The organism is Streptococcus sp. W151, assembly GCF_053010205.1.
The window spans coordinates 61,255-76,936 of the sequence record NZ_JBRKNT010000007.1 but is presented as its reverse complement, the minus strand read 5'-3'; the positions used below and the strand labels follow the sequence as shown (position 1 = coordinate 76,936).

General features: G+C 41.7%; 16 protein-coding genes and 2 pseudogenes. 14 read left to right on the top strand and 4 right to left on the bottom strand.

Features of this window, described 5'->3' with window-relative positions; all coding sequences use genetic code 11:
* Positions 1–306 precede the first annotated feature (306 nt).
* Together adhP and ACVC7Q_RS09375 are read right to left on the bottom strand one after the other, a co-directional pair.
* A complete protein-coding gene (gene adhP, locus ACVC7Q_RS09380) occupies positions 307–1,329 on the bottom strand; it encodes an alcohol dehydrogenase AdhP (protein ID WP_447265659.1) in 1,023 nt (340 codons plus the stop codon).
* A gap of 190 nt (positions 1,330–1,519) precedes the next feature.
* The gene (locus ACVC7Q_RS09375; protein WP_447265658.1) at positions 1,520–2,332 is read right to left on the bottom strand and encodes a Cof-type HAD-IIB family hydrolase; all 813 of its coding nucleotides are present in this window, start codon (positions 2,330–2,332) and stop codon (positions 1,520–1,522) included.
* Positions 2,333–2,507: 175 nt separating this feature from the next.
* On the opposite strand from ACVC7Q_RS09375, the gene ACVC7Q_RS09370 reads away from it, so the two are divergent.
* The 4 genes from ACVC7Q_RS09370 to lytR all read left to right on the top strand — a co-directional run bounded on the left by ACVC7Q_RS09370 (position 2,508) and on the right by lytR (position 6,496).
* On the top strand, positions 2,508–3,929 hold the full coding sequence (locus tag ACVC7Q_RS09370) for an NCS2 family permease (RefSeq protein ID WP_447265657.1): 1,422 nt from the start codon (positions 2,508–2,510) through the stop codon (positions 3,927–3,929).
* Positions 3,930–4,310: 381 nt separating this feature from the next.
* Positions 4,311–4,766 carry a tRNA (adenosine(37)-N6)-threonylcarbamoyltransferase complex ATPase subunit type 1 TsaE gene (gene tsaE, locus ACVC7Q_RS09365; protein WP_447265656.1) on the top strand — a complete coding sequence of 152 codons (456 nt, stop codon included), beginning with the start codon at positions 4,311–4,313 and terminating at the stop codon, positions 4,764–4,766.
* Complete coding sequence (locus ACVC7Q_RS09360; protein WP_447265655.1) at positions 4,759–5,289, top strand: N-acetyltransferase family protein; 531 nt, start codon at positions 4,759–4,761, stop codon at positions 5,287–5,289. Before tsaE ends, ACVC7Q_RS09360 begins: the two co-directional genes overlap by 8 nt.
* A gap of 13 nt (positions 5,290–5,302) precedes the next feature.
* A complete protein-coding gene (gene lytR, locus ACVC7Q_RS09355; RefSeq protein ID WP_049515148.1) occupies positions 5,303–6,496 on the top strand; it encodes a glycopolymer--peptidoglycan transferase LytR in 1,194 nt (397 codons plus the stop codon).
* A 21-nt stretch (positions 6,497–6,517) separates the two neighbouring features.
* Here lytR and ACVC7Q_RS09350 read toward each other — a convergent pair whose 3' ends face one another.
* Positions 6,518–6,808, bottom strand: a complete 291-nt coding sequence (locus ACVC7Q_RS09350) for a hypothetical protein (protein ID WP_447265654.1) — start codon at positions 6,806–6,808, stop codon at positions 6,518–6,520.
* A gap of 11 nt (positions 6,809–6,819) precedes the next feature.
* Positions 6,820–7,233 carry an HIT family protein gene (locus tag ACVC7Q_RS09345; protein WP_447265653.1) on the bottom strand — a complete coding sequence of 138 codons (414 nt, stop codon included), beginning with the start codon at positions 7,231–7,233 and terminating at the stop codon, positions 6,820–6,822.
* 67 nt (positions 7,234–7,300) lie between these two features.
* On the opposite strand from ACVC7Q_RS09345, the gene ACVC7Q_RS09340 reads away from it, so the two are divergent.
* From ACVC7Q_RS09340 to infB, 10 genes and pseudogenes are all read left to right on the top strand, one after another.
* On the top strand, positions 7,301–8,032 hold the full coding sequence (locus tag ACVC7Q_RS09340) for an ABC transporter ATP-binding protein (RefSeq protein ID WP_254728491.1): 732 nt from the start codon (positions 7,301–7,303) through the stop codon (positions 8,030–8,032).
* Positions 8,029–9,084, top strand: coding sequence for an ABC transporter permease (locus tag ACVC7Q_RS09335; protein ID WP_447265652.1), 1,056 nt, complete (start codon positions 8,029–8,031; stop codon positions 9,082–9,084). Before ACVC7Q_RS09340 ends, ACVC7Q_RS09335 begins: the two co-directional genes overlap by 4 nt.
* A 40-nt stretch (positions 9,085–9,124) precedes the next feature.
* Entirely contained in the window at positions 9,125–9,919 is a 795-nt protein-coding gene (ccrZ, locus tag ACVC7Q_RS09330; RefSeq protein ID WP_023920250.1) for a cell cycle regulator CcrZ, read from the top strand.
* On the top strand, positions 9,916–10,551 hold the full coding sequence (gene trmB, locus ACVC7Q_RS09325) for a tRNA (guanosine(46)-N7)-methyltransferase TrmB (protein WP_447265651.1): 636 nt from the start codon (positions 9,916–9,918) through the stop codon (positions 10,549–10,551). The genes ccrZ and trmB overlap by 4 nt, the downstream gene beginning before the upstream one ends.
* Before the next feature lie 97 nt (positions 10,552–10,648).
* Positions 10,649–11,128, top strand: coding sequence for a ribosome maturation factor RimP (gene rimP, locus ACVC7Q_RS09320; RefSeq protein ID WP_003003953.1), 480 nt, complete (start codon positions 10,649–10,651; stop codon positions 11,126–11,128).
* Positions 11,129–11,172: 44 nt separating this feature from the next.
* Positions 11,173–12,315 (top strand): transcription termination factor NusA, encoded by a 1,143-nt coding sequence (gene nusA, locus ACVC7Q_RS09315; RefSeq protein ID WP_003010402.1) that lies wholly within the window; start codon positions 11,173–11,175, stop codon positions 12,313–12,315.
* Positions 12,316–12,329: 14 nt separating this feature from the next.
* Positions 12,330–12,626 (top strand): RNase P modulator RnpM, encoded by a 297-nt coding sequence (gene rnpM / locus ACVC7Q_RS09310; protein ID WP_003010401.1) that lies wholly within the window; start codon positions 12,330–12,332, stop codon positions 12,624–12,626.
* Positions 12,619–12,918 (top strand): YlxQ-related RNA-binding protein, encoded by a 300-nt coding sequence (locus ACVC7Q_RS09305; protein WP_003010399.1) that lies wholly within the window; start codon positions 12,619–12,621, stop codon positions 12,916–12,918. Before rnpM ends, ACVC7Q_RS09305 begins: the two co-directional genes overlap by 8 nt.
* A 16-nt stretch (positions 12,919–12,934) precedes the next feature.
* Positions 12,935–13,553: pseudogene (locus ACVC7Q_RS09300) on the top strand (translation initiation factor IF-2 N-terminal domain-containing protein); the annotation flags it as partial.
* Between the two features lie 101 nt (positions 13,554–13,654).
* A pseudogene (gene infB, locus ACVC7Q_RS09295) lies at positions 13,655–15,649 on the top strand (translation initiation factor IF-2); the annotation flags it as partial.
* Positions 15,650–15,682: the final 33 nt, after the last annotated feature.

Sequence of the window (15,682 nt, the reverse complement as noted above, 5' to 3'; positions counted from 1 at the left end):
ACTTTATTATAAATCGTTTTCACACTTAAGTCAATTTTTCTATCAAAATTTACAGGTAAAAGAGGATATTTGTTATATTAATTTATCCCTATAGAGCACCTGTTCCTACTGGTTTATCGCTAAATGATTCCATGAAAACAGCGCTATATATGCTATAGTTTGTAAGCGAAGGTTAGTTATGAAATTGTGGAAAATCAGTCAGGAATCAAACAAGTAAAATAAAAATATAACAAACTGGTTGATGGATCTATTGAGAGTACTAAAAAAAGACCAGCCCAGTTGGGCTAGTCCTGTAGGTTCAGTTATTTAGTTTGTGAAGTCAAGTACCATACGTCCTTGAATGGTTCCAGCTTCCATTTCGTCAAAGACTTTAACAGCATCTTCTACTGGACGTTTTTGGACGACAGGGACTACCAAGCCTTCTGCACCAAATTGGAAGGCTTCTTCCAAGTCTTTACGAGTTCCTACAAGAGAACCAATGACTTGGATACCATCTAATACAGTTTTCACAATGCTGAGGTCCATCATTTCAGAAGGAAGACCAACTGCGACAACGCGGCCACCTGCACGAACAGAATCTACTGCTTGGTTGAAAGCTACTTTAGAAACAGCTGTTACAACAGCAGAGTGAGCTCCGCCATTTGTTATTTCTTTGATCAATCCTGGGACATCTTCGACTTCGCGACCGTTGATGACAAAGTCTGCACCAACTTCTTTCGCCAATTCCAGTTTGTCATTGTTGATATCAACAGCGATGACATGAGCGTTGAAGACTTTCTTGGCATATTGAACAGCCAAGTTACCCAAGCCACCAGCTCCGTAGATAACGATCCATTGTCCTGGTTCTGCTTTGGCTTCTTTGATGGCTTTGTAAGTTGTAACACCTGCACAAGTGATAGAAGAAGCTTGGGCTGGATCTAATCCTTCAGGTACTTTCACTGCGTAATCTGCAGTAACGATACATTGCTCAGCCATTCCTCCGTCAACAGAATAACCAGCATTTTTTACAGTACGGCAAAGGGTTTCGCGACCGGTTGTACAGTATTCACAAGTTCCACATCCTTCGAAAAACCATGCGACACTGACACGATCTCCAACTTTTAGGCTCTTGACATCTGGAGCGACTTCTTTCACAATTCCGATTCCTTCGTGTCCAAGAACACGGCCTGGCACTTTACCGAAGTCTCCGTGAGCGACGTGCAAGTCAGTGTGGCAGACACCACAGTATTCGATTTGAACAAGAGCTTCCCCTTTTTCAAGTGGACGCATGTCTTTGTTTGCAACGATTTCAACACCAGTACCTTCTGGATTTACAACAACAGCTTTCATTTTGTTCCTCCTTAAGTGAACGAGAAGCGATTTAGATTTTTTGAAAGCGCTTCTTTAATAACTATGTTAATAATATCACAAACTTATCTGTTGAACAATAAAAAAAATGGAAAAAAAGGGGGGTATTGATTAACCGATTAAGGATTTAGGGGACAAAAAGACATGAGGGCGTAACTCATGTCTGTTCCTGTTATAAGAATAATTGAATTAATTGGCGCGCGACACCATCTTCATTATTGGTAAAATCTGTGACGGAATCTGCATAAGGAATTAGGATAGAGCTCGCGTTTTTCATAGCATAACCATGACCAGCAAGAGCTAGCATCTCAGTATCATTGTGCTCATCTCCAAAAGCAATCAAATCTTTCTGATCCATATTGAGTTTATCTAGAAGGTAGGTCAGAGCGGATGCTTTGGTTACATTTTTGGGATTGCATTCCAGAATATTTAAAGGACCACCCCAGGTATTAATAGACAGATTGTAGTTATAATGCCGATTCATTTCATCTGCCAAAGCATATTTGTCTTCCGCTTTCGTTTGAAAAAGGATACAGTTTGGGTCACTAGTTACCCGTTCTGGATTAAATTGATTTTCTGGTTGGAAAGCCTCAATACCGAATAATTTAGGGTCTGCGACTTGCTCATTTGGATCGGTAATAAAGAATTGATTGCGGTATTCGCCAGCTATAAAGTCCGCTTGGATGGTATCCCGGTTAGCGACCATATCTAGGAGGTATTTTTTATCTAAGGTTAAACATTGTTCATCTGCCCATTTTTTCTCAGGCAGATGGGTGAGGGAGCCATTGAAATTGATCATCGGAGTATCAAGCTCTAGTTGTTTGTAATAGGTATGGGCCATACGGTAGGGACGTCCTGTTGTAATAATGATTTTATGGCCAAGAGCGCTAATTTTTTTAATGGTATCAATCGTAAAGTCGCTCAATTTGCTTTCGGAATTTAAGAGGGTTCCGTCTAGATCTAGAGCGATCATCTTTTTATGCATATTTCAGTTCCTTTCGAGAAGAATGAGACCATTATATCAGAAAAATCGGAAAAGCGCTCAAAAATCGAGAAGAGAAGCGGGATTTCTTGAAAGGCGAAAGATCTTTTGGTAGAATAGATATAACGTTCGCAAATTGATTGGGAGCGAGAATGATGAAAAAGGAGTTTATTCTGAAATGGATAAGTTTTTTAAACTTTCAGAACATGGAACCACTGTTCGGACAGAGGTTCTTGCTGGTCTGACAACCTTTTTTGCGATGAGTTATATCCTCTTCGTAAATCCGCAAATGTTGTCACAAACAGGTATGCCAGCTCAAGGGGTCTTCCTTGCAACGATTATTGGATCTGTGGTCGGAACCTTGATGATGGCTTTTTATGCCAATTTACCGTATGCACAAGCACCAGGAATGGGCTTGAATGCCTTCTTTACCTTTACCGTTGTATTTGGTATGGGCTACTCATGGCAGGAAGCTTTGGGAATGGTCTTCATTTGTGGTGTGATTTCATTGATCATCACATTGACAAATGTTCGGAAGATGATCATCGAATCGATTCCGACAGCCCTACGCTCTGCTATTTCAGCGGGGATTGGGATTTTCTTGGCCTATGTTGGGATTAAGAATGCAGGATTTTTGAAATTTACGATTGACCCTCATACCTATACAGTGGTCGGAGAAGGAGCAGATAAGGCGAATGCAACGATCTCAGCCAATGCATCTGCTGTTCCTGGTTTGGTTGATTTTAACAATCCAGCCGTCCTCTTGGCTCTTGTTGGTCTTGCGATTACCATTTTCTTTGTTGTCAAAGGGATTAAGGGAGGGATTATCCTTTCCATCTTAGTGACGACGGTTCTTGGAATTCTAATCCATGTTGTTGATATCAGCAAAATCGACTTTGCAAGTAACCATCTAGGAGCTGCCTTTAATGATTTAGGCACGATCTTTGGTCAAGCTTTAGGATCGAAAGGATTGGGTTCGTTGATTTCCAATACGTCTCGTTTGCCTGAAACCTTCATGGCAATCTTAGCCTTCTCCTTGACCGATATTTTTGATACAATTGGAACTTTGATCGGTACGGGTGAAAAAGTTGGGATTGTTGCGACGAATGGGGAAAACCATCAATCAGTGAAATTAGATAAAGCCCTCTATTCAGACCTCGTAGCGACTTCAGTTGGAGCTATTGCAGGGACATCGAATGTAACGACCTATGTTGAATCTGCAGCCGGTATTGGAGCGGGTGGACGAACTGGTCTGACAGCCTTGGTTGTAGCGATCTGTTTTGCTATTTCAAGTCTCTTTAGTCCCTTGCTAGCGATTGTACCGACCGCTGCTACAGCCCCAATTTTGATTGTTGTTGGGATCATGATGTTGAGTGGTTTGAAAAATATCCATTGGGAAGATATGTCAGAAGCCGTTCCTGCCTTCTTCACTTCTATCTTTATGGGCTTCAGCTACTCAATTACTCAAGGGATCGCTGCTGGATTTATCACCTATAGCTTGGTGAAAGTGGTTAAAGGACAAGCCAAAGAAGTGCATAGCATGATTTGGATCCTAGATGTTCTCTTTATCTTAAACTACGTGAGCATGGCCTTGAATTAGTTATCAGGGAAATATTTAAAAAGGAATGGGAGTGGTTTCCCATTCCTTTCAGATTGAAGACAAAGTTATACCAAAAACATTCCTTAGGTGAGTACGGACGTCAGCGAACTTCTTTGAAGTTCCATGACTAATTATTGAGCCTAAGGTCTCAATAATTCCGAGTGCCTGAAACGTTATTGTTTCAGGCACTTTTCTCACAGCGGAAAGTTTCAGTATTTTCTTAAATCGATTTAAAAATTGGAACTCAAATTTATTTTTTTGCAGAATCACTTAACTTATTTTACTTTAAAATAGTTTGACTATCTATCTAAAAAGCAAACCTGAGTCGAACAATTTCTAAAAGAAAGAGCAGATTTTAAAAAAGTTTGGTATAATAGAGAAATGATTAGTCACAATGAAACGGAGCTGATTGCTCTAGGAAAACAGCTAGGAAAACTCTTAGAAAAGCAAGATGTGATCATCTTATCAGGTGATCTAGGGGCAGGAAAAACAACCTTCACCAAAGGGATTGCAAAGGGGTTAGGGATTGATCAGATGATTAAAAGCCCGACCTATACCATTGTTCGTGAATACGAAGGTCGCTTGCCTTTATACCATTTGGATGTTTACCGGATTGGGAATGATCCAGATTCGATTGATTTAGATGATTTTCTATTTGGAGATGGTGTTACCATTATTGAATGGGGAGAGTTGATTGAGCCGAGTATCTCGGATGCTTATCTTAAAATTTTTATCCGAAAATTAGAAGGTGGGCGAGAGTTAGCTTTTGAAGCTCATGGAGCGCGTGCAGAAGCTTTACTAGCTTCCTTTGAGCAGGTGAAAAAAACGGATGACTAAGGAAAAGGAAGTGACACTAGAAATTCGGCAAGCTGAAAGTGCAGACGCGGCTCTTGTCGTTGATTTCTTAAATCAAGTTGGGAAAGAGTCAGATTACATGACGCTAGATGAAGCTGGGATAGGCATGTCTCCAGCAGACATGGAGCAATTTCTGATGGTGCAAGAGATGGCGGATAACCGGATTTGTCTCTTGCTATTTCTAGATCAGGAACTGGCAGCTTTGTTAAATATCACTGCGGCTTCTCAACGGTCTGTTCAGCATATTGGTGATGTCTTTATTGTGGTTCGAAAAGCTTATTGGAATCAAGGAATTGGACAGATCTTGTTGGAAGAAGGGATCGAGTGGGCGCACTCGACCGGTGTTCTTAGGAAACTAGTCTTGAATGTCCAAGTGCGCAATGAACGAGCGGTTCACCTGTATAAAAAGTTAGGTTTTGAGATTGAAGGTTGCCAAGCTCGTGGAGCTTGTTCAGCTGAAGGAGAATTCTTAGATGTTTACCTTATGGGCAAACTGATAGATTAGAGAGAGAGTCTACATGGTTAAAAAAATTATTTTGATGTTTTTGAGCTTATTGACGGTAACAGTGATTGGGATCGGGGCCTATGGTCTCACCATCCTTAATCAAACAACAGGGACCCTCAGTAAGACCTATAAGGGTTTTGGGAATGAGACCAATGTCATCGCAGAAAACAAGCCGATGACCATTCTTTTGATGGGGGTTGATACAGGTAGTGGTTCTCGGGAAGATCCTTGGGCCGGAAATAGTGATACCATGATCTTGGTGACTGTTAATCCTCAAACCAAAGAAACAACCATGACTAGCTTGGAAAGAGATATTTTAACCAATATTACTTCAGATGGCGAAACAGTCCAAGCAAAATTGAATTCGGCCTATGCTCAAGGTGGTGCCAAGTTAGCCATTAAGACCATTCAGGATCTCTTGAATATCCATATTGACCGTTATGTCATGATCAATATGAAGGGATTGGTTCAATTAGTGGATAAGGTTGGTGGCATTACGGTCAACAATCCATTTGACTTTGATATCTCGATCGAGGAAAATGAGCCAGAATATACGGCTAAGATTGCACCAGGACGTCAGGAGATTAATGGGGATCAAGCCCTCGTTTATTCACGAATGCGTTATCAGGACCCAGAAGGAGACTATGGACGCCAAAAACGCCAACGTGAAGTGATCAAAAAGATTGTTGAGAAAGTATTAAGCCTCAATAGTTTGAGTCATTATAAAGGAATCATTGAGTCTGTTAGTGACAATATGCAAACCAACATTTCACTTGACAGCAACAGCCTTCTTCAATTGCTCGGCTATAAAGACGCCCTTTCAACGATTCATCAGTACCAGTTGAAAGGAGAAGATGCAACCTTAGCAGATGGTGGTAGCTACCAGATTGTCACTTCAAAACATATCTTAAAAATTCAAAATATCATCCGCAAAGCTTTAGGCAAGAAAGAAATTAAAACACTGAAAACCAATGCTTATCTATTGGATGGAGATGAAGATTTGAAGAATGCTTCTTCTCAAAATGATACGCCAGTGGCATCATCTGAGGAAGCACCTGTTTACCAAGAGTTTAACCAACTGCCAGTTGCACCATCGACTCAGGATACGGGAGTGGTGACACCTCAAAGTTCTGTCGCACCAGTAACACCAGTTGCCCCTGCAGCTACAGAGTCGAGCAGTGTCGCGCCAGCTGCGCCGTCGGAATAAGAAAAAAACGATTGAGTTTTCTCAATCGTTTTTACTTGGTTGCCAGATGTCTTGAATTTCTTTTAGAGACGCAGTTGCTTGTTGACGAAACAGTTTGGTCTTGTATTGGAAATCCGTCACCAATTCTTGAAGATTGGTCTTTTGGTCTTGGATAATATCCAGATTACGTTGGATTTTTGCTAGGTTATCTTGAATGCCCTTAACCAATTGGCTGGATTCAGTCACCTCAGTTTTGATTTCTTTGCGGTTTTTAACCAGGTGGTAGCTAATGCTAGCTCCTGTTGCAAACAAAAAGAGATTTTTGAGTTTCATATGGTCTCCTCTTAGCTGTTTTTGATGGTTTCTGCGAGAACTGCTAATTGTTCAAAATTAGGTTCGTGTTCAGTAAATGAAATGGCTAGTTCATCTTGAGCGGAATAGCGAGGGATAATGTGGACATGGGTGTGAAAAACAGTTTGTCCAGAAACTTCTTCCATGTTACTGATGATATTCATTCCCTTGGCTTGGGTAGCGGCTTCTACTTTTTTAGCAACTTTAGAGACACGTGCAAATAGTTGCGCTGTGGCAGTTTCGTCCATCTCTAAGAGGTTGCGAGCGTGATTTTTTGGAACGACTAACGTATGACCAGGAGTAACCTGAGAGATGTCCAAAAATGCGAGGACCTCCTCGTCCTCATAGACTTTGGATGAAGGGATGTCGCCAGCTATAATCTTACAAAAAATACAATCATCAACCATAAATACACCTCATTTAGACTAAATTTTGTTATAATATAAGAACATTATACCAGAAATTGGAGAAAATATGTTAGAAATCAATAAGTTGACAGGGGGCTATGTCAATATCCCTGTCCTGAAAGAGGTGAGCTTTTCGGTTCCGGATGGCCAACTGATTGGTTTGATTGGACTAAATGGAGCTGGGAAGTCAACCACGATTAATGAAATTATTGGTCTCCTGCATCCTTATGCTGGGGAGGTACGGATTGATGGTCTTAGTCTGCCAGAAGCTCCAACTGAATATCGGAAGAAGATTGGTTATATTCCAGAAACCCCGAGTCTTTATGAAGAATTAACCCTGAGAGAGCATATCGAGACCGTAGCTATGGCCTATGATTTAAATATGGATCAGGTCATGGTGCGCGTCCAGCCTTTGTTGGAACGATTCCGTTTGGCTGAAAAATTAGATTGGTTCCCGACCCAGTTTTCAAAGGGGATGAAGCAGAAGGTCATGATTATTTGCGCCTATGCAGTAGATCCAAGCCTTTATATTGTTGATGAACCCTTTTTGGGATTGGATCCTGTTGCGATTGCAGATTTGATTCAGTTGTTGGCGGATGAAAAGGCAAAAGGAAAATCAATTTTGATGAGTACCCACGTTCTGGATTCAGCTGAAAAGATGTGTGATGGTTTTGTGATCCTCCACAAGGGTCAGGTTCGAGCACAAGGCACCTTAGATGAGCTGCGTTTAACTTTTGGGGATGAGCAAGCAAGTCTAAATGATATCTACATGACCTTGACAGAAGAGGAAACAGCATGAAAGAGTTGATGAAAAAACGGCAACAAACGTTTCGAACTCAATGTGTAAAATATAGCCGCTATGTTCTCAATGATCATTTCGTCCTCTTTATGCTGATTTTTATAGGATTTTTGTCGGTTCAGTATAGCCAATTCTTGCAAGAGTTACCCAAAGATACAAGCTTGATTCGCTGGAGTCTCTTGATCGGTTTGCTCCTTTTGGCTCCGATCGGCTCCATTTCGACCTACCTAGAGAAGCCCGATGCCTTATTCCTTTTGGTAAAGGAAGAGGAAGTAAAAAACTATATCAAAGGGCAGGTCAGGAAGTCTTTTGTATTTTGGCTTTTGATTCAAAGTGTTATCCTTCTATTATTTGTTCCCCTTCTTCTTGCAACGGGGGTGAATGCACTTGGAATAGCGGCTTACTTATTTATTTTAGGGGTAGCTAAAGGGCTTGTCTTTAGCTGGAAGGAAGCCCGCTTCTACCAAGATGGAAATTTGAATTGGACCTTGGCCATTGCTCGTGAGAATGCAAGGAAACAATTGATTCTTCGCTTTTTTGCCTTGTTTACAACGGTGAAAGGCATTACCAACAGTGTCAAAAGAAGAGCTTATTTAGATGGTTTCTTGGGGCTTCTTCCCAAAACACATGGGAATACTTGGCTTCACTTGTATATGCGCTCCTTCCTACGGAATGGAGATATTTTCTCTATGACCCTACGGCTCTTGGCTCTTTCCATTCTTGCCATGATCTTTATTCCTCAACCTCTAGTGGTGATTGCGCTTGTAGCCTTGCTCAATTACTTAATTATTTTTCAATTACTGGGGCTTTATAGTGCTTTTGATTACCAACCGTTGACCCTTCTTTTCCCGATGAAAAGGGGCAGTAAAAAGGCAGGGTTAAATAAAACGATTCAGCTGTTAATGGTTATGATAACGGTGATAGAAGGGGGAATTGGCCTGGTCTTTATATCAGATAAAGTCCTGTTACTAGGCTTATTAGCTTATACAGTTGCTTTAACCCTGCTCTATCTTCCATTTAAGATGGCGCGCTTGGTTGACGAAAGTCGTTAAAATTAGTAAAATAGATTGGAAACTTTTTACGGAGGAAAAGATGGACTCGAATGAAAAAGAGCTAAGCCTCACCCCAATTCCTGGGAAGAGTGGGAAGGCCTACATGGGGACCTACCCAGATGGTGGGCGCGTTTTTGTAAAAATGAATACGACCCCAATCCTTGCGGGTCTAGCAAAAGAACAGATTGCTCCTCAATTGTTATGGAGTCGACGTTTGCCAGATGGAAATGTGATGAGTGCCCAAGAATGGTTGAATGGGGAGATTCTCACGCCAAATGGAATGTCAAAAAAACAAGTGGTCAATATTTTAACGAGATTGCACCGTTCTAGACCTTTGATGACCCAATTAAAAAAACTTGGGTATCCGGTAGAATCTCCTTTAGAGTTACTCAATTCTTGGAGTAACCGGTTGCCAATTGCCCTACGTCAGAACCACTACATCCAATCAGTCGTAAAGAATTTACGGAAGACAGTGCCAGCTTTTCGGGAGGATTATGCGACGATCGTCCATGGGGATGTCCGTCATAGTAACTGGATTGAGACAGAGAGCGGCTTGATTTATCTAGTCGATTGGGATTCCGTTCGTTTAACTGACAGGATGTTGGATGTGGCGCATATCTTGAGTCACTATATTCCAGATTCCAATTGGCGCGATTGGTTAGGTTATTATGGTTACAAGTACAACCAAAAGGTGTTTGATAAACTCTATTGGTTTGGTCAATACTCCTTCTTGTGGCAAATTGCTAAATACTATGAAAATAATGATTTAGAAAATGTCAATCGCGAGATCTATGCTCTGCGCAATTTCCGGTTGAAATATGGAAAGGAAATATGAGAGTTAGAAATCGTAAAGGAGCGACAGAATTACTAGAAGCTAATCCACAATATGTGGTCCTAAATCCAGAAGATGCTAAGGGAAAATGGCACGGGATTTTCGGAAATGACCACCCCATCCATATTGAAGTGGGAAGTGGAAAAGGGGCCTTTATTACTGGGATGGCTAAGGCCAATCCAGAGATCAACTACATCGGAATTGATATTCAAAAATCGGTCTTAAGTTATGCTTTAGATAAGGTCTTAGAAGCTGATGTTCCTAATATTAAATTACTTTGGGTAGATGGGGATAACTTGACTAACTATTTCGAAGACGGAGAAATTGATCAGCTCTATCTGAATTTTTCAGATCCATGGCCAAAGAAACGTCATGAGAAGCGTCGCTTGACTTACAAGACCTTCCTAGACACCTTCAAGCAAATTCTTCCAGAACATGGGGAGATTCACTTTAAAACAGACAACCGAGGTTTGTTTGAATACAGTTTGGTGAGTTTTTCGCAATATGGAATGACTTTGAAGGGAGTCTGGTTAGACCTTCATGCTAGTGACTTTGAGGGCAATGTCATGACGGAATATGAGAAGAAGTTCTCAAGTAAAGGCCAGGTCATTTACCGTGTAGAAGCACAGTTTTAGCATATTCCTTGCAATCATTGGGAAATCGTGCTATAATACATTAAATGAATAGAAAAGGAGAGGCGGGGAAATATCTTCGCCTCTTATCTATGAGGAGGTGGCAACCATCGCAACGATTGTTGACTTAGTAACAGAAGTGATTCAGCCAGCTATAAAGGAACCATTTGAATTGGTTGATGTTGAATATGGCAAAATGGGTGGTGACTACGTCTTAAGCATTTTCGTAGACAAACCAGAAGGAATCACACTGAATGATACAGCGGATTTGACAGAAATCATCAGTCCGCTATTGGATCAAATCAAACCAGACCCATTTCCAGAACAGTACTTTTTAGAAGTCACCAGTCCTGGCTTGGAGAGACCTTTGAAAACCAAGGAAGCACTCGAGGGAGCTGTTGGTAAGTACGTCAATATCAGCTTGTACAAGGCTGTTGAAAAGCAAAAGGTATTTGAGGGGAACCTGGTAGGTTTTGAAGAGGATGTTTTGACCATTGAGTATATGGATAAAACACGAAAGAAAACAGTGGATATTCCTTATAACCTTGTGTCCAAAGCAAGGTTGGCTGTAAAATTGTAACAGAATGAAAGAAAGGATGCCTTTATAGAAGAGGCAAGAAAAACATGAGTAAAGAAATGCTAGAAGCCTTCCGCATTTTGGAAGAAGACAAAGGGATCAAAAAAGAAGATATCATCGAAGCCGTCACAGAATCATTGCGTTCAGCTTATCGACGTCGTTATGGACAATCAGAAAGTGCAGCGATTGAATTCAATGAAAAAACTGGAGATTTCCGTGTTTATACGGTTCGTGAAGTGGTGGATGAAGTCTTTGATAGCCGTTTAGAAATCAGCTTGAAGGATGCCTTGGCCATTAGCTCTGCTTATGAGTTAGGTGACAAGATCAAATTTGAAGAAGCACCAGCTGAATTTGGTCGTGTAGCAGCTCAATCTGCCAAACAAACCATCATGGAAAAAATGCGTAAGCAAACGCGCACTATCACCTATAACACTTATAAAGAACATGAAAATGAAATCATGAGTGGAACGGTGGAGCGCTTTGACAATCGTTTTATCTATGTCAATCTTGGTTCGATCGAAGCACAATTATCTAAACAAGACCAAATTCCAGGAGAAGTCTTCCAATCCCATGATCGGATCGAAGTTTTTGTCTACAAGGTAGAAGATAACCCTCGTGGCGTCAATGTCTTTGTTAGTCGGAGCCATCCTGAAATGATCAAACGTTTGATGGAACAAGAAATTCCTGAAGTTTATGATGGTACTGTTGAGATTATGAGTGTCGCGCGCGAAGCTGGAGATCGTACAAAAGTTGCGGTTCGTAGCCATAATCCAAACGTAGACGCGATTGGAACGATCGTTGGTCGTGGTGGATCGAACATTAAAAAGATTACCAGCAAATTCCACCCAGCTCGATATGATCAAAAATTAGACCGTATGGTTCCGACAGAAGAAAATATCGATGTCATCGAGTGGGTTCCAGATCCAGCTGAATTTATCTACAATGCAATCGCTCCTGCAGAAGTAGACCAAGTTATTTTTGATGATGAAGATAGCAAACATGCTCTCGTTGTGGTCCCTGATAACAAGTTATCTCTTGCCATCGGTCGTCGTGGTCAAAACGTTCGTTTAGCGGCTCATTTGACTGGTTACCGCATCGATATCAAATCTGCTAGTGAGTTTGAAGAAATGGAAGCAGCTCAAGAAACTTTTGAAGACCAAGTAGAAAGTGGCGAAGAGCAAGTCGATTAAGAGAGGGAGGGAAAATGGTAAAAACAAGAAAAATCCCTTTAAGAAAATCTGTCGTTTCAAATGAAATTATTGATAAGCGCGATTTGCTCCGGATTGTCAAAAATAAAGAAGGACAAGTCTTTATCGATCCAACTGGCAAAGCCAATGGTCGAGGTGCTTACATCAAGCTAGACAATGAAGAAGCGGCACTTGCTAAGAAAAAGAAAGTTTTCAATCGTAGCTTTAATATGGAAGTGGAAGAAGCTTTCTATGATGAATTGATCGCTTATGTAGATCATAAGGTGAAGAGAAGAGAGTTAGGCCTTGAATAAGCAAAAGATAAGTAATTTGTTGGGCTTGGCGCAAAGAGCAGGAAAACTCATTTCTGGAGAAGAACTCGTGATCAAAGCAATCCAGGAAGAAAAAGCAAAATTAGTTTTTCTGGCAAATGATGCAGCTAGTAACCTGACAAAAAAGGTGACAGATAAGGGTCACTATTATGAGGTTCAAGTATCTACCGTGTTTTCAACACTAGAATTAAGCACTGCAATTGGACGTGCCCGTAAGGTCGTCGCTGTTGTAGATGCTGGATTTTCAAAGAAAATGAGGTCTCTTATGGAATAGAAGAGGAGGACAGCAATTGTCTAAGAAAAGATTATACGAAATTGCCAAAGAATTGGGCAAGGAAAGTAAGGAAGTCGTCACTCGTGCGAAAGAATTAGGTTTTGACGTCAAGAGTCATGCATCTAGTGTCGATACTGATGTTGCTGAAAAGCTGATCAAGAGCTTTGCAGCGAAAAAAGAAACAGTCGAAAAGAAAGTAGCAGAAGTGGCTGCCAAGACAACGGCTGTCGCAGCGAAAAAAGAAGCAGCACCTGTAAAGAAAGAAGAGGTAACTGAGACAAAATCAGTAACACCAGCTGCTAAACCAAAGAGTCGTAACTTCAAAGCGGAACGAGAAGCGCGTGCAAAAGAGCAGGCTGAGCGTAGAAAACAACAAGACAATCGTCCAAAACGCGATCGCAAAGACAATCAGCGTTATGGTGATAACCGAAATCAACGACCACAAGAGCGAAATGAACAACGAAATCAACGTACAGATCGTCGAAATAATAGACCAGATCAAAGACGTAGTGCTCAACCCCAAGTAGCACAAAAAATTGATTTCAAAGCGCGTGCAACAGCACTGAAAGCTGAACAAAATGCCGAGTACGCACGTGGAAGTGAAGATCGCTACAAACAACAAGCTGCAAAAGCAGAACAAGAACGTCAACAGCGCCAGAAACGTGTAGAAGCACCAGAAGTGAAGGTACCTGTACAGGAACCGGCTGTTGAGAACCATACAAAACCAGCTGTAGCTGCTGCTCCAGCTCAAGTTGATACACGTCGGAAGAAACAAGCGCGACCAGATAAGAAACGCGATGATTTTGATCGTGAAGAAGATGGTCCAAGAAAACAACAAAGGAATCGAAATAGTCAAAATCAAGTGAGAAATCAGAGAAATAGTAACTGGAATAACAATAAGAAAAATAAAAAAGGAAAGAACAACCGCAATGATGCTCCAAAACCAGTAACAGAGCGTAAATTCCATGAATTACCAAGTGAATTTGAGTATACGGATGGAATGACGGTTGCAGAAATCGCAAAACGCATTAAACGTGAACCGGCTGAAATCGTCAAGAAACTCTTTATGATGGGAGTCATGGCGACTCAAAACCAATCGCTGGATGGAGATACGATTGAACTCTTGATGGTGGATTATGGAATTGAAGCCAAGAAAAAGGTTGAAGTGGACAATGCCGATATCGAACGTTTCTTCGTGGAAGATGGTTATCTCAACGAAGATGAGTTAGTAGAACGTCCACCAGTTGTCACTATCATGGGACACGTTGACCATGGTAAGACAACCCTTTTGGATACCCTTCGTAACTCCCGTGTGGCGACAGGTGAAGCTGGTGGGATCACTCAGCACATCGGTGCCTACCAAATCGTTGAAAATGGCAAGAAGATTACCTTCTTGGATACACCAGGACACGCGGCCTTTACCTCTATGCGGGCACGTGGTGCATCTGTTACCGATATTACCATCTTGGTCGTAGCGGCAGATGACGGGGTGATGCCTCAAACAATCGAAGCCATCAACCACTCAAAAGCTGCCAATGTTCCAATCATTGTGGCTATTAACAAGATTGATAAACCAGGTGCCAACCCAGAGCGTGTCATCGGTGAATTGGCTGAACATGGGGTTATGTCAACTGCCTGGGGTGGAGACTCTGAATTCGTAGAAATTTCAGCCAAGTTCAACCAAAACATCGATGAGTTGTTGGAAACGGTTCTTCTTGTTGCTGAAATCCAAGAACTCAAGGCAGACCCAACAGTCCGTGCTATTGGTACCGTTATCGAAGCCCGTTTGGATAAAGGAAAAGGTGCGGTGGCAACCCTCCTTGTTCAACAAGGTACTTTGAACGTCCAAGACCCAATCGTTGTCGGAAATACCTTTGGACGTGTCCGTGCCATGACTAATGACCTCGGACGTCGTGTGAAGGTAGCAGGTCCATCTACTCCGGTTTCTATCACTGGTTTGAACGAAGCTCCAATGGCGGGTGACCACTTCGCGGTTTATGAAGATGAAAAATCTGCGCGTGCAGCGGGTGAAGAACGTGCCAAACGTGCTTTGATGAAACAACGTCAAGCAACGAATCGCGTCAGCCTTGAAAACCTCTTTGATACCTTGAAGGCTGGGGAAGTGAAATCTGTTAATGTTATTATCAAGGCAGATGTACAAGGTTCGGTTGAAGCTCTTGCTGCTTCCCTTCAAAAGATTGAAGTGGAAGGTGTGAAAGTGACCATCGTTCACTCAGCAGTTGGTGCCATTAATGAGTCAGATGTCACTCTTGCGGAAGCATCTAATGCCTTTATCGTTGGATTTAACGTCCGCCCTACGCCACAAGCTCGTCAACAAGCCGAAGCTGATGAGGTGGAAATCCGTCTTCACTCAATCATCTACAAAGTGATTGAAGAAATGGAAGATGCGATGAAAGGAATGTTGGATCCTGAGTTTGAAGAGAAGGTTATCGGGGAAGCGGTTATTCGTGAAACCTTTAAGGTCTCTAAAGTGGGTACCATCGGTGGATTTATGGTCCTCAGTGGTAAGGTCACTCGTGATTCCAAGGTTCGTGTCATTCGTGACGGTGTCGTGATCTATGACGGTGCTCTTGCAAGCTTGAAACACTTCAAAGATGATGTCAAAGAAGTGACCAACGGTCGTGAAGGTGGATTGATGATTGAAGGCTACAATGATATCAAGACAGATGATACCATTGAAGCCTACATCATGGAAGAAATTAAAAAATAAGAGGCTGACTAGGAAAAAAGAGGACTTTTCTCT

Coding starts and splice junctions, on each gene's coding strand:
- adhP (WP_447265659.1), bottom strand. CDS start 1,329: ATGAAAGCTGTTGTTGTAAATCCAGAAGGTACTGGTGTTGAAATCGTT.
- ACVC7Q_RS09375 (WP_447265658.1), bottom strand. CDS start 2,332: ATGCATAAAAAGATGATCGCTCTAGATCTAGACGGAACCCTCTTAAAT.
- ACVC7Q_RS09370 (WP_447265657.1), top strand. CDS start 2,508: ATGGATAAGTTTTTTAAACTTTCAGAACATGGAACCACTGTTCGGACA.
- tsaE (WP_447265656.1), top strand. CDS start 4,311: ATGATTAGTCACAATGAAACGGAGCTGATTGCTCTAGGAAAACAGCTA.
- ACVC7Q_RS09360 (WP_447265655.1), top strand. CDS start 4,759: ATGACTAAGGAAAAGGAAGTGACACTAGAAATTCGGCAAGCTGAAAGT.
- lytR (WP_049515148.1), top strand. CDS start 5,303: ATGGTTAAAAAAATTATTTTGATGTTTTTGAGCTTATTGACGGTAACA.
- ACVC7Q_RS09350 (WP_447265654.1), bottom strand. CDS start 6,808: ATGAAACTCAAAAATCTCTTTTTGTTTGCAACAGGAGCTAGCATTAGC.
- ACVC7Q_RS09345 (WP_447265653.1), bottom strand. CDS start 7,233: ATGGTTGATGATTGTATTTTTTGTAAGATTATAGCTGGCGACATCCCT.
- ACVC7Q_RS09340 (WP_254728491.1), top strand. CDS start 7,301: ATGTTAGAAATCAATAAGTTGACAGGGGGCTATGTCAATATCCCTGTC.
- ACVC7Q_RS09335 (WP_447265652.1), top strand. CDS start 8,029: ATGAAAGAGTTGATGAAAAAACGGCAACAAACGTTTCGAACTCAATGT.
- ccrZ (WP_023920250.1), top strand. CDS start 9,125: ATGGACTCGAATGAAAAAGAGCTAAGCCTCACCCCAATTCCTGGGAAG.
- trmB (WP_447265651.1), top strand. CDS start 9,916: ATGAGAGTTAGAAATCGTAAAGGAGCGACAGAATTACTAGAAGCTAAT.
- nusA (WP_003010402.1), top strand. CDS start 11,173: ATGAGTAAAGAAATGCTAGAAGCCTTCCGCATTTTGGAAGAAGACAAA.
- rnpM (WP_003010401.1), top strand. CDS start 12,330: ATGGTAAAAACAAGAAAAATCCCTTTAAGAAAATCTGTCGTTTCAAAT.